Below are 12,320 nucleotides of genomic sequence, written 5' to 3'. Positions count from 1 at the left end.
CCGCGCACTGGCTGGCCGCTCTCGAGCTGAGGGACGAGATCGAGCAGGTCGCCGCGGACCTCTGGCGGCACTTCGGCGGAGCAGCGGAGGGAGATCCAGAGGACTTCGCGCGCTATCTCGGCAGTTAGTGCCTCACCGGTTGCGTGCGCCCTGCCCCACCGACGATTCCTACGCGAGCGGCGAGCCGGTATCGAGTGGCTTGAGCAGCGGCCCGGCGCATTCGTTCCGCGGCGATCGAGCGATGCCCCTCCACCCTTCCCATCTCCCGTCCTGCAGCGGGAAAGGAACGGAGACGAGGGGCTGCGCCGCGGCCAGAACTGCACTTTTCCGCGTTTATGTGGGCGGTTTATGTGGATTATGCGTGGTCGGCCCCGCGGCCGGGCGGCACCATCAACCCATAGCAACCGGCTCCCGAGTCGCGGAGGACGACGCTCATGACCGCCAGCCCGACACTTCCTGAGGCACTCTGCGACCTTCCGGTCGAGACCCTGCGGCGTCGCGCCGCCGAGGAGACCCTCCGCTACCGCCGCGGCGACGAGCACGACGATCGCTTCGCCTTCGAGCTGTTTCGGCGTGCCTTCCGTGAGCGCTGCGACAAAGCCTGGGCCGCGCTGCTGTCGTTGTACAACCCTCAGGTTGTCTATTGGTGCGCTCGCGCCCGCGTCAGCCGCGAAGAGGTCGAGGAGCTGGTGTCCGCGACCTGGGCGAAGTTCTGGCGCAGCTTCTCGGCGGAGAAGCTCGACGAGGCGCCCCAGACCAGTGCGGTGCTGCGCTATCTGAAGCTCTGCGCCAGCAGTGTCGCCATCGATGCCGGCCGTCGCCGTACCGCCGCCCTTGTCCTCGGCGAGGACTCCTTGCTCCAAGAAGCGGCTTCACCGATCGATGGCCTGCTCGACCAGATCGGCCATCAGTTCCTCTGGCGCGTGATCGAAGACCATTTGCACACGGTCGGCGAGCGGGCGTTCATGCAACTCACCTTCCACCAGGGCATGAAGCCGGCGGAGGTGCAGGAGCTGCGGCCGGACCTGTTCGCCACCGTGCAAGAGGTCTATCGCGTGCGACACTGCGTGCTCAATCGCCTGCGCCGCTCGCCGGCGCTGCGCCGCTGGCAGGAAGCAGCCGACGAGCAGCCCGGCACGGCGTGTCTGCGCTGAGTCACGCAGACGGTCGGGGTGGCCGGAAGGCAATGCGCCGGTCAGCCGGCGCGGAGGCTGGTGGGGCTCTCCGAGCGCGTCATCACGCCTTCCTCGAAGGCCCCGGTCCACAAGCGCACCGCGAGCAAGTCGCTGGGGCAGAGGCCGAGCGTGGGGCGGGCACTCGTGTAATCGATGAAGGCCGTCTGCGCCGCCCGGCGAATGCGCTGGCAGGCCGATGGATGCGCCGTCGGCAGCTTGAGGGCGACGCCCAGCGCCGGGCCGCTCAGCTCGGCGAAGCGCCCGCCGGCCTGGCGACCGTCGTTCTTCAGAGCCTTCCCCGCGAAGGTTCCCTCGAATTGCCGGATGGTGCGCTGGGTTTGGTTCATCGCTGGCTCACCCATGGCTGGAGATTGCTGATGGCCCGCGAGCGGTCCGTTCATGGCGAGCATCGCGCCCGGCGCCTGCAACGTGCATCAGGGGATCTCCGTAAAACCACGGTTGAGTAACGGTTGAGAAACGGCGTCGAACTCAAATGCGGTAGCCGTGCAGCTCCGCGATCGCCGCGCGCACGTCGGCGTCTTCAATGAACGCCGCGCCACGCCGCTCGCGGAGCTGCTGCGCGCGCGTGATGATCGGGGCCAGCGGCGCGCCCGCGGGCGGCGGTGTGATCCAGGTCAACAGCTCGATCGTGACGCCATTGGGGTCGAAGAAGTAGATCGAACGCTCGTAGCCTCGATCCACCGGCCCCTCGAACGCAACGCCGGCCGCCCGCAGGCGCGTCGCCGCCCCCGCGAACGCGTCCGCCTCGACGTCGAAGGCGAGGTGGTCCATGCCGCCGTTACCCTTGCGCGCTTCCTCGTAGAATGAGAGGTCGGCGCCTTCAACCGGCAGAAAGTAGGCGATGAAGGTGTCGTTGCCCGCATGGAAGAAGAGGTGCTCTTCCGCGGGGAAGTCGAGGTTCGGCTGCCGCAGCACGATCTCCATGCCGAGCAGCTCGGTGTAGAAGCGGATCGTCTCCTCGCGCTTCGTGCCGGTTAGGCCGGGATGCGAGACGCGGGTTGTAAGCGGCATGGCGGAAGCTCCTCGTCGGCGGCGCGCGCTCGGCGGGCCGGCCGTCCCATGGTATCGCGCCGCTTGATCGTTCAATATCCGCGTCTGCCGCGCGACCGTATCGACTGGCCGCGCCAACACGGCACTACCGGCCGTCGCCCTGCGACCCGAACGTCCCGGATCGGAAGCCAGGGCGCGGGAGTAGGATGAAATCGCCGGCATGGCGGCAACTCCGAGTCTGGTTCGATGCAGAGCCGGGCAGAGCGTGGAGACCGTTGTCGCGCTCGTGCCTTACCAGATCGGGTGCCTGCCGGCGGAGGTGCCCTGATGGTGCTGGTTGCAATCCTGATCGTGCTCGGTGTCGTCGTGGTTGCCGGTCTGGTCCTCGCCGCCGCGGGGCACATGTTGGTCAACGTCGGCGGCCAGCAGGTCGGCCTGGTCGAGCGCAAGTACGTCGGCAAGCCACTGCCGCCGGGGCGCGTCGTGGCCTTGCCGGGCGAAGTTGGGATCCAGGCGCGGGCGCTGCAGCCCGGTTTGAAGCTGCTGCCGCCCTTCCGCTACCGCGTCGCCAAGGGCGAGATGATCGTGATCGGCGAGGACGAGGTCGGCCTGATCGAGGCGATCGACGGCCTGCCGCTCGACCCTGGCCGCATCTTCGCCCGCCACGTTGACGGCCACGACTCCTTCCAGGACGGCGAGGCGTTCCTGCGCAACGGCGGCCAGAAGGGGCCGCAAGTCGACCTCTTGCCGCCCGGCAAGTACCGCATCAACACCTATCTCTTCCACGTGCGCAATGAGCCGGCCGTGCTGGTGCCGCAGGGCCAGGTCGGCCTGGTCAGCGCCCGCGACGGCGCGCCGATCGCCGCGGGGCGGCTGCTGGCGCAGGCCGTGCCCGGACATATGGGCTTCCAGCACGGCCAGACCTTTCTCGACAGCGGCGGCCAGCGCGGACCGCAGATCGAGCTGCTGCTGCCCGGCCGCTACCGGCTCAACACCGACCTGTTCACCGTCGAGGTGCAGCCGGCGACGATCGTAGGCGCCGGACAGGTTGGCATGGTGACGGCCAAGGACGGCGCGCCGCTGCCGCCCGGCGAAGTCGTCGCCGCCTCGGTCGAAGGGCACGACGACTTCCAGAACGCCTCAGCCTTTCTCGCCAGCGGCGGCCAGCGCGGCCCCCAGTACGACCTGCTTAAACCGGGCACCTACTACATCAACCCGATGATGTTCGACGTGAAGCTCGACCTCGTGGCCGCGGTCGAGCGCGGCGAGGTGGCCGTGCTCGTCTCCAACGTCGGCAAGCCCTCGGAGACGATGTCGGAGGCGGATCGCGAGTCGGTGGGGCAGGAACGGTACGTCGTGCCCGTGGGCTACCGCGGGATTCAGTCCGAAGTGCTCGGTCCCGGCGTCTACTACCTGAACCGCTGGGCGCACATCGCCTACATCATCCCGACGACCAACATGACGATCGACTGGGCGGACGAAGACACGGGCACCGAGCAGCAGGGGGTGAAGCGGGCGCAACTCTTCGACCCGCTGGAGGTGATCAGCCACGACGGCTTCGTGATGAAGGTCTCGGTCAAGGTCGTGATCCGCATCCGGCCGGAGCAGGCGCCGTACATGGTGGCGAAGATCGGCTCGATCGACAACCTGATCGCGCACGTGATCCACCCGATGATCGACTCCTCCTTCCGCAACCAGGCGTCCTCCACCGAGGCGATGAACTTTATGCAGGACCGCGCGGTCGAGCAATCGAAAGCGGAGCAGCGCACGCGCGAGGAGCTGCTCAAGTATCACGTCGAGTGCGTCTCTGTCTTGATCTCACGCATCATCCTGCCTGAGGAGTTGATGGAGATCCAGGTTAAGCGCGTGATCGCGGCGCAGCAGCAGGCGATGTTCATCGAGCAGCAGCGCTCGGAGCAGCAGCGCATCGCCACGGAGAACACGCGCGCCACGGCCGACCGGCAGAAAGACCTCGTCTCCGCGCAGATCGGCGTGCAGGTGGCCGAGCAGACCAAGCAGAAGACGATCATCGAGGCGGAGGGCCGCGCCCGCGCCGTGGCCGTCGAAGGCGAGGCCGAGGGCTCAAAGATCCTGGCCGTGGGCACGGCAACCGCGGAAGCCTACGACAAGCAGGTGGAAGCGGTCGGCCAGGCGAATCTTTCGGCGATCGAGCTGATGAAGGCGATTGCGGGCGCGGGCCTGAAGATTACGCCGGACATTGTGGTCGGCGGCACTGGCGGCGACGGGGGCAACGCCATGTTCTCGGCCTTCCTCGCCCAGATCCTCGCCGGCAATCGCGTCGCAATCGCGCCGCCCGCGCAGAACGGCGCCGGCGGGACGCCGGGGACGTAGCGGCGTGTGGCCCTCGCCCTCACCCCCGTCCCCTCTCCCTCTCCCAATCCTGGGAGAGGGAGAGGGGCGATCCGGCGGAGGAAGTTCCGAAGGGCGCCGGGTAAGCAATCTCCTGTGGGGGCGCAACCCGCCGTCAGTCGGGTAGCCCGACGCCATGCGAGCCGTGCTCCGCTCGATCGCCCCTCGCCCAGGATTGGGACCATGAGATTGACCGGGGGTGAGGGCCGAACGGCCGTCGTGCGCGATACTGACAGCGTACGAGGCGCTCCAGTGCTGCCCAATGGGCTCGGCCGCTACGCGATCATCGGCACGCTTGGCTTCGGCAGCTTTGCCGCGGTCTACCGCGCCCACGACCCGCTGCTCGACCGGCAAGTAGCGCTCAAGGTGCTGCTGCCGCAGCTTTGCGCGGATGCCGAGGACCGCAAACGCTTTCTCGCGGAGGCGCGGGCGCTCGCCGCGCTGCGCCATCCCCACATCGTCACCGTCTTCGAAGCGGGCGAGGCGGACGGCTCTCCGTACTTCGCCATGGAGCTGGTCGAAGGGCGCACGCTGGCGAACCTGATCGCGGAGCAAGGCGCTCTGCCGATCGATCGCGCCCTGCCGCTGCTGCGCGATCTCGGCTCGGCGCTGGATGCGGTGCACGCCGCCGGGCTGGTGCACCGCGATGTGAAAGACAGCAACGTGATGCTGGAGCCGGGCGGCCGCCTGGTGCTGATGGACTTCGGCATCGCGCTGGCGACGAACCGCGCCCGCCTCACGCAGCTCGGCTACGGCATGGGTACGCCGGAGACCGCCGCGCCGGAGCAGATCCGCGGCGAGGCGGTCGGCCCGGCCGCGGACATCTACGCGCTCGGGGTGCTGGCGTATCAACTGCTGAGCAGTCGGCTGCCCTTCACCGGCGACGTGGCGCATGTGCTCTACGCCCAGGCGCATCTGCCGCCGCCGCCGCTTTGCGAAATCAACCCCGCATTGCCGCCGCGCGTGTGCGCCGCCGTCGAGGCCGCACTGGACAAAGACCCGGCGCTGCGCCCGGCGAGCGGGGCTGAGCTGCTGCGAATGCTGGAGGGCGGGGCAGGGCCGGGCGGGGGTGGTCCGGCGTCTCCGATGCGCGCCGTGGACGCACTGGGCTTCAACCGTCTCCAGCGGACGGAGACTCCCCCGCAGGGGACGGTGCAAACACAGCGCCTGACCCTTGAGGAGCCGCGCGAGCGGCGGCAGCGACGCGGGCACAGCATGCCCTCGCCCGCGTACCTGTGGCCGATCGTCTGGCGGATTACGGGCAACGGCGACGGCCACTCCGATCTGTTCCCGCTGCAAGCCGGGCTCACGGTCGCGCGCATCATTCACCGCGCCGAGCCGCCCTCGCGCTTTGCGCTGCGGTTGTTCGACAACCGGCTCGATCCGACGGCCACGCTCGTCGATCTGCCGCGCAATACCGCCTACGACGGCCTGCGCGCCTGCGCCCCGTCGCGCGGCGGCCGCTTTTTGGTCGGGGCACGCACGACAGGCGTTTGGTCGGTGGAGCTGTCGCAGCCTCCCGTCGCGGAGCTTGAGGAGGCGGCGCGCGGCGCAGCCGAGGGCAGCGGCGACAGTGTGGCCTGCATCCGTCTGCCCGCAGGCGAGGTGCATTTCAGCATCGACCACCGCGCATGGAGCAGCAGCCCGTTCCGCGTGACGCTGGTCGACCAGAACTGTTCCTTCGCCGAAGTGCTGGCAACAGCGGCCGGGACCTTCACGGGCAGCGCCGTACGCCGCCTCCGCATCAGCGGCGTCTACATCCTCATCGTTGAAGCCGAGGGCGCCTGGAGCGTGCGCGTGCGCTGAGCGGCCGCGCGCTCAAAACAGCGCCAGCGGGTTGGCCGGCGAGCCGGTGCCGCCGACCACGCGCAGCGGCGCCACCGTGAGCATGAACTCGCAGCGGCCTTCCTGCGCACAGGCTTCAGCGAGCGGCTGCAAGAGCGAGTTGTCGATCAGCGCCACGCCGAAGGCGAAGATCGCCGCGTGCATCGTCCAGGGGATGCCGTACTCGTTGGGCGAGGCGTCCATCAAGTCCCAGCTCAGCACCGCGATGTCGTTCTCCTTCAGGAAGCGCAGGCAGGAGGCGTGCAGCCCCGGCGACGGCGAGCCGCCCTTCCACTCGGGGTTGGCCGCGTGCCAGGCCTCACGGCCGGAGTAGACGCAGAGCGCGTCGCCCGGCTCCAGCTTCACGCCCTGTTTCGCCGCGATCTCCTCCAGCTCCCAGCCGTGCACCGGCTTCGCTTCTGTCACGTACGGCTCGCCGCGGAAGCGCGGCACGTCCAGCAGCACGCCGCGCGTGACGATGCCCTCACGCCACTGGTCGATGTCGTTGAGCACGGCGCCCAGCGGTGTCAGCACCTGCTCGACCGTGCGACCGTTCCACAGGCCCTTTTCGTCCCAGACGTGGCAGAGCGCATCGACGTGCGTGGTCGCCCAACCGTGGTACTGAATGCCGTAGAAGTCCACCGCCGCGCCGCCCGAGCCGCGGTCCATCCAGCGAATCCAGTGCTGCGCGGGCGTGGGGTTGTTCGGCGCCGGCGTCTTCGGCCACTCGCGGCTGAGCGAGGCGCTGCGGCCCGTGCGCACCAGCTTCGCCGCCGCCACCCGCTTCGCCGGCGTGATCAGGTTGATCGCGCCCTTTTGGTCGTCCGCGCCCCAGCGGTTCCAGTTGTTCTTCTCGCGAATCCAGGAGAGGACTTCTTCCTTGCTCGGCACCGTGCGCTGCATCATTGCGCCACTCCTCCGCTGATCTGCCCGGCCCCTCTGGCCGTGGCGGCCACCGAATCGCATGAGGCATGAGGCCTGAGGTATGAGGAACGTAGCACGTCAGGCGGGCAACTGTACGCTGCCGTCCGCGGCGAACGGAAAGTGCGGGTTCCAGGCGACCTCCCAGGGATAGCCGTCCGGATCGGCGAAGTAGCCCGAATAGCCGCCCCAGTCGGCCTCGTGCGCCGGCTTGATCAGCGTCGCGCCGGCGGCGACGGCCTGCGCCAACACGGCGTCGGCCTCGGCCCTGCTGCCGACGTTGTGCGCCAGCGTGATGCCGCCGAAGCCGCCGCCGCCGTCCGCCAGGTTGGCGTCGGCGGCGAGCAATGTCCGCGGGTAGAGCGCCAGCACCGCGCCGCGCGTGTGGAAGAAGGCGATCTGGTCGCCGCCGGCGCCGGAGCGCCGCCAGCCGAGACCCTGCTCGTAAAACCGGATCGAGCGCTGCAGGTCGGCGACGCCGAGCGTGACGATGCTGATGCGCGGCTCCATGGGGCGCTCCTCTCGCAAGAACAAATGTTCTCACTGTATGTCCACCCGCTCGACTCTGCAACCGCGGCTTGACAGCCGATCAACGCGGCGCGGCGCTCGCCTCCTTGATCGCGGCGCTGATGCGGTCGATCACCGGCAGCACCTCGGTCTCGCCCTTCGGCGGCAGCACGAAGATCACGCGGTCGGTCCCCGCATCTTCGTAGGCGCGCAGGGCGTCCGCATCCGGCTGGGCGCCGAAGGCGGTGTAGGAAATCGACCTCGGGTCGCGGCCCTTCTCCAGGGCGCGGGCGCGGATCTCCGCCATGCCGCGCACCATGCGCGCCGGCGTGATGAAGTTCGGCATCCAGCCGTCGGCCCAGTCGACGACGCGCTGCCGCGCCCAGCGCGAGCCGGCGCCGATCAGCACGGGGGGATGCGGCTTCTGCGCCGGCTTTGGATTGACCGCAATTTTCTCAAAGTCCACGTGCTTGCCGTGATACTCCGGTTCCCCCTGCGTCCAGATCGCCTTCATCGCGCGGATGCGGTCGGCGGTGATCGCCCAGCGCTTCTCAAAATCCGTGCCGAACAGCTCCGCCTCCTCGCGCAGCCAACCGGCGCCGATGCCGAAGATGAAGCGCCCGCCGGAGAGATGGTCGAGGCTGGCGACCGTCTTGGCGAGCTGGATCGGCTCGTGTTCCGAAACGAGGCAGATGCCCGTGCCGAGCTTGAGCCGCGTCGTCGCCTTCGCGGCGTAGGCAAGCGCCACGAACGGATCGATGATGTGCCAGTACTCCTTCGGCAGAGGCTCACCGGGCGGATACGGCGTGCGCCGGTCGTAGGGGATTGCCGGGTGCTCCGGCACGAACAGCGACTCGAAGCCGCGTTCTTCGGCGACCGCGGCCAGCTTGTCGATCGGCATCGCGTATTCCGTGGCGAAGATCATCAGCGCGTGTTGCATCGCTCGGCTCCCCGGCGGGCGCTTCAAATGCGCCGCGCCGCCGGTGCATTGTAGCCGATAGGCGACAGGCGACAGGCGACAGGGGACCCCGGGTCTTTTCATAGTTGGCCAAGCAAGCGGAGGGCGCGTTCCGGCTTGCCGGCACAGGTGCGCAGAGCGGCGGCGATATTCGCGTGGCCGGCGCGGCGCAGGACGCCGATAACCGTGCTGCGCACGGCCGCGAGCCCTTGGGGGCCGCTGCCGGTGCGCACCTGAAAGCGTTCTTCGCCCTGGGTCACATCGCGGACCCAGGGCAGGCGGTTCTCAATCCCCCAGTGGCCCCGCCAGAGCTGTTGCAACTGCGCGGCCGTGCCGGCGCGGCACGGCAAGCTGGAGACGAGAGAGGCCTCGTCAGCGGAAGTTCGGCGTGTTCAGCGCGCGGAAGGCATCGCGCAGCGGCGGGCGGGAGGCAGCGGCGCTCATCGCGTCTCCTGCAGCGCGGCTTCTGCCGCTGGGCTCGCAGCCGCCGGCGGTTTAGCGCTGAGCCGCCGGCGTCCCTGCATCAGCCGCGTCCGGCCAATTGGCGGCCCTTCGCCAGCCCGCCGTAGCTGCGCACCGGCGCTGGCATCAGGAAGCGGAATCCTTGCTCAAGGATTCGCTCGACGTTCTTCTCGTCCACGTGCGGATGGCCGACCGGCACGTTGTGGTCCTTGCAGACCTGCACGATACGGCCGATCGCCTCCTGCACGGCCGGGTGCTCGTACTGGCGCGGGTGGCCCAGCTCCTGCGAGAGGTCGCCCTCGCCGATCAGGATCACGCCGATCCCAGGCACCTCTTTGAGGATGCGCGGCAGGTTATCGATCGCCCGCACCTCTTCGATCATGATGATCGCCAGGATTTCACCAAGCGGCGCGAGCGGCCAGACGTCGGCGCGGCTGTAATACTCCTGCTGCGTCAATCCCCAGTAGCGGGCGGCGGCGTTGGGCGCGTCGCCGCGCAGGCCGGGCGGATCGTAGAGTGATGACTCCGGCGGGCGGGGGTAGCGACACGCTGAAACGGCGCTGCGCGCCTCTTCCACCGTGCCGACGTGCGGCCAGACGACGCCGTAGACGCCGAGGTCGAGCACCTGCTTCGCCACCCACGAGTTCTGCTCCACGCCGTTCGGCGGTATACGCACGATCGGCGTGACCCGCGGCGCCAGCGAGCCGCCGCTGACGATCTGGCGACGGTTGAGCATGTACTGCAGGCAGTCGCGCAGGGCGCGCACGTCGTAGGGGTTGTGCTCCATCTCGAAGACGATGCCGTCGTAGTCGGCCTGCGAGAGGGCGATAGCGCTCTCCACGTCTGGCGGCGTGAAGGTGGTGAACGCGGGTTTGCCCGCCTCCAGCGCGGCGATCACGCCGTTGAGCCGCGGAATCTCGCTCATGCCTCGCCCTCCTGCCTTGTCGCGACTTGCCTGGGACAATTGGTGTGCGGGCGCCCCGATCGCCGTGGCCGGCAGCGCGAAAGGCACATGCCCTGCGCCGCTGCGGTTGCCTTTCCTCGCCCGCGCGGCGAGGGCCGGTACGAGCGATCGCGGCGCAGCGGGCTTCGATCAGTCGAACCTGGCGCGGCTGTAGAGCCTGCGGGCATTGCCTTCCAGCAGCTTGTGCTCGTCCTCCGCGCTCAGGCCGAGCGCCTTCACCATGCCCAGCGTGTCGTCGAAGTACTTGCCCGTCTTGGGGTCGATCGTGTTCGCCGTGCCCCACATCTCCGTGGCGAACATCAAGTTGTCGGCGCCGGCGATGCGCACCATCGTCGCCATCGTCTCCTGCTCGTAGACGGCCATGTCCCAGGTAACCTTTTTGACGGCCGAGTCGTAGTCCCGCCCCGCCGCCTCGAACAGCGAGCGGATGCGGTTGTGCTGCAAGAGCATGGCCCCGCCGCCGTGCGACATCACCAGCTTGAGCCGCGGGAAGTCGCGGAAAAGGCGCTCGGCCGCCCACATAATCTCGAAGGCGGCGCTGTGATGCCAGGCGATGTAGTGCGAGCCGTTCATATGAAACGCCGGGTTGAGCGTGGCGCTGACGTGGACGTGGCCGGGCACGTCCAGGTCCTGCAGCTTGTCGTAGAGGGGGTACCACCATTCGTCCGCCATCGATGGCGTGAACGGCGGCGCCCCGCCGGAGATGTCCGGATTGACGTTGCAGGCGACGAAGCCCTGCTCCTTGACGCGGAGCTCCAGCTCGTCCAGCCAGCGTTCGGGCGGCACGCCCGGCGACTGCGGCAACTGGCAGGAGGGCGACAGCTTGTCGGGGAAGAGCGCGCAGACGCGGTGGATCAGATCGTTGCAGGCCTGCGTCCAGTAGCGGCTGACCTTCTCGTCGCCGAACTGGTGGCCCATGGCGCCGGCCTGCGGCGAAAAGATCAGCCGGTCGATCCCCTTCATCGCCATGTGCGCGATCTGCTTGTCCTTAACCGAGGCGACGATCGCCTCGTCGCTGATGCTGCTGGATTTGAACGGGCGGGGCTGGTTGCTGCCGCTGATTTGGCCGGCGCGGTAGACGTTCAGCGCCGCCGGCACGGTGGTGTAGTGGTTGTGCACATCGATGACCGGCACGCTCCGCCTCCGCCCGAGTGTGTGTCGCGACGCGGTGCGCCGCGCGACGGCTTCAGTTAACCCCGGCGGGCGGCAGGCGGTCAATGCAGGCGGTCCTGCGGCGACGGCCCTGACTGGCCGGCAGCGCGCGGATGCGCCACAATGGGCGACGCATGGCTGCGAACGCCGTGCCGCGGTCAAAGCAGGAGGTGCGGGCGATGGCGCAGAACCGCGAGGCGGACGTGCGGGGCAAGGTGGTCGTCGTCACCGGCGCGAGCCGCGGCATCGGCCGGGTGATCGCGAAGATGCTGGCCGAGCGTGGCGCCAGGCTGGTGCTGATGGCGCGCAGCACGGAGGCGCATCCCGGCCGCCTGCCGGGCACGATCGAGCACACCGCCGGCGAGCGCCGCGCGGCGGGCGCCGAGGTTGCCGTCGTCGCGGGCGACGTGGCGAAGGAAGCCGACGTGGCCGACTGCGCCCGCGTCACCGCCGAGCGTTTCGGCCGCTGCGATGTGCTGATCAACAACGCCGCCATCAGCGCCGTCGGCTCGGTCGAGGCGCTGCCGTTGCGCCTCTGGCAGCGCTGCTTCGAGGTCAACGTGCACGGGCCGTACATGATGATGCGGCACTTCCTGCCGCTGCTGCGCGCCGCGGCGCCGAGCCACATCATCAACATCTCCTCCGGCGCGGCGCGGCGGGCTTGGGTCGACCACGCCGCGTATTCCGCCTCGAAGGCGGCGATGGATCGCCTCTCGCTGACCGCCGCCGAGGAGTTCAAGCCCGACCGCATCAGCGTGGCGGACCTGATGCTGGAGCTGTCGGTCGTGACCGAGGGCTACGTCTTCAACAGCCCCGGCATCGACACCTCCGACTGGGAGCAGCCGGAGATCATGGGCGAGGCCGTGCTCTGGATCCTGGCGCACGGCGACCGCTACAGCGGCCGCATCGTCACGATCGGCGAGCTGCGCGAGGACTACAAGGACTTCACGGCCGGCCCGCGGGCCTGACGCGTACG

At 69.0% G+C, this 12,320-nt stretch carries 12 protein-coding genes; 4 read left to right on the top strand and 8 right to left on the bottom strand.

What is annotated here, in order from left to right; all coding sequences use genetic code 11:
• Positions 1 to 434: 434 nt before the first annotated feature.
• A complete protein-coding gene (locus VKV26_01470) occupies positions 435 to 1,154 on the top strand; it encodes a hypothetical protein (protein ID HLZ68554.1) in 720 nt (239 codons plus the stop codon).
• A gap of 41 nt (positions 1,155 to 1,195) precedes the next feature.
• Here VKV26_01470 and VKV26_01465 read toward each other — a convergent pair whose 3' ends face one another.
• Positions 1,196 to 1,522: a hypothetical protein gene (locus VKV26_01465; GenBank protein ID HLZ68553.1), complete on the bottom strand. Its 327-nt coding sequence runs from the start codon at positions 1,520 to 1,522 to the stop codon at positions 1,196 to 1,198.
• 142 nt (positions 1,523 to 1,664) lie between these two features.
• Positions 1,665 to 2,207, bottom strand: coding sequence for a VOC family protein (locus VKV26_01460; protein HLZ68552.1), 543 nt, complete (start codon positions 2,205 to 2,207; stop codon positions 1,665 to 1,667).
• Positions 2,208 to 2,513: 306 nt separating this feature from the next.
• Here VKV26_01460 and VKV26_01455 point away from each other — a divergent pair, with 306 nt between their 5' ends.
• Both VKV26_01455 and VKV26_01450 read left to right on the top strand, forming a co-directional pair.
• Positions 2,514 to 4,538, top strand: coding sequence for an SPFH domain-containing protein (locus VKV26_01455; GenBank protein HLZ68551.1), 2,025 nt, complete (start codon positions 2,514 to 2,516; stop codon positions 4,536 to 4,538).
• Between the two features lie 270 nt (positions 4,539 to 4,808).
• Positions 4,809 to 6,362, top strand: a complete 1,554-nt coding sequence (locus VKV26_01450) for a serine/threonine-protein kinase (GenBank protein HLZ68550.1) — start codon at positions 4,809 to 4,811, stop codon at positions 6,360 to 6,362.
• Positions 6,363 to 6,374: 12 nt separating this feature from the next.
• Here VKV26_01450 and VKV26_01445 read toward each other — a convergent pair whose 3' ends face one another.
• From VKV26_01445 to VKV26_01420, 6 genes are all read right to left on the bottom strand, one after another.
• Positions 6,375 to 7,286 (bottom strand): cyclase family protein, encoded by a 912-nt coding sequence (locus VKV26_01445; protein ID HLZ68549.1) that lies wholly within the window; start codon positions 7,284 to 7,286, stop codon positions 6,375 to 6,377.
• A 96-nt stretch (positions 7,287 to 7,382) separates the two neighbouring features.
• Positions 7,383 to 7,811, bottom strand: a complete 429-nt coding sequence (locus tag VKV26_01440; protein HLZ68548.1) for a VOC family protein — start codon at positions 7,809 to 7,811, stop codon at positions 7,383 to 7,385.
• A gap of 79 nt (positions 7,812 to 7,890) precedes the next feature.
• On the bottom strand, positions 7,891 to 8,748 hold the full coding sequence (locus tag VKV26_01435; GenBank protein HLZ68547.1) for an LLM class F420-dependent oxidoreductase: 858 nt from the start codon (positions 8,746 to 8,748) through the stop codon (positions 7,891 to 7,893).
• Positions 8,749 to 8,846: 98 nt separating this feature from the next.
• Positions 8,847 to 9,086, bottom strand: a complete 240-nt coding sequence (locus tag VKV26_01430; GenBank protein HLZ68546.1) for a hypothetical protein — start codon at positions 9,084 to 9,086, stop codon at positions 8,847 to 8,849.
• Between the two features lie 203 nt (positions 9,087 to 9,289).
• Positions 9,290 to 10,153: an aldolase/citrate lyase family protein gene (locus VKV26_01425; GenBank protein HLZ68545.1), complete on the bottom strand. Its 864-nt coding sequence runs from the start codon at positions 10,151 to 10,153 to the stop codon at positions 9,290 to 9,292.
• 168 nt (positions 10,154 to 10,321) lie between these two features.
• A complete protein-coding gene (locus tag VKV26_01420) occupies positions 10,322 to 11,326 on the bottom strand; it encodes an amidohydrolase family protein (protein ID HLZ68544.1) in 1,005 nt (334 codons plus the stop codon).
• Between the two features lie 152 nt (positions 11,327 to 11,478).
• Between VKV26_01420 and VKV26_01415 the strand changes: the two genes are divergently transcribed.
• Positions 11,479 to 12,312 carry an SDR family oxidoreductase gene (locus tag VKV26_01415; protein ID HLZ68543.1) on the top strand — a complete coding sequence of 278 codons (834 nt, stop codon included), beginning with the start codon at positions 11,479 to 11,481 and terminating at the stop codon, positions 12,310 to 12,312.
• Positions 12,313 to 12,320: the final 8 nt, after the last annotated feature.

It is taken from the genome of Dehalococcoidia bacterium, from assembly GCA_035310145.1.
Lineage (GTDB): Bacteria > Chloroflexota > Dehalococcoidia > CAUJGQ01 > CAUJGQ01 > CALFMN01.
Note: the sequence above shows the minus strand (reverse complement) of the source record. Positions and strands in the feature narration are given on the sequence as shown.

Coding starts and splice junctions, on each gene's coding strand:
- VKV26_01470 (HLZ68554.1), top strand. CDS start 435: ATGACCGCCAGCCCGACACTTCCTGAGGCACTCTGCGACCTTCCGGTC.
- VKV26_01465 (HLZ68553.1), bottom strand. CDS start 1,522: ATGAACCAAACCCAGCGCACCATCCGGCAATTCGAGGGAACCTTCGCG.
- VKV26_01460 (HLZ68552.1), bottom strand. CDS start 2,207: ATGCCGCTTACAACCCGCGTCTCGCATCCCGGCCTAACCGGCACGAAG.
- VKV26_01455 (HLZ68551.1), top strand. CDS start 2,514: ATGGTGCTGGTTGCAATCCTGATCGTGCTCGGTGTCGTCGTGGTTGCC.
- VKV26_01445 (HLZ68549.1), bottom strand. CDS start 7,286: ATGATGCAGCGCACGGTGCCGAGCAAGGAAGAAGTCCTCTCCTGGATT.
- VKV26_01440 (HLZ68548.1), bottom strand. CDS start 7,811: ATGGAGCCGCGCATCAGCATCGTCACGCTCGGCGTCGCCGACCTGCAG.
- VKV26_01435 (HLZ68547.1), bottom strand. CDS start 8,748: ATGCAACACGCGCTGATGATCTTCGCCACGGAATACGCGATGCCGATC.
- VKV26_01425 (HLZ68545.1), bottom strand. CDS start 10,153: ATGAGCGAGATTCCGCGGCTCAACGGCGTGATCGCCGCGCTGGAGGCG.
- VKV26_01415 (HLZ68543.1), top strand. CDS start 11,479: ATGGCTGCGAACGCCGTGCCGCGGTCAAAGCAGGAGGTGCGGGCGATG.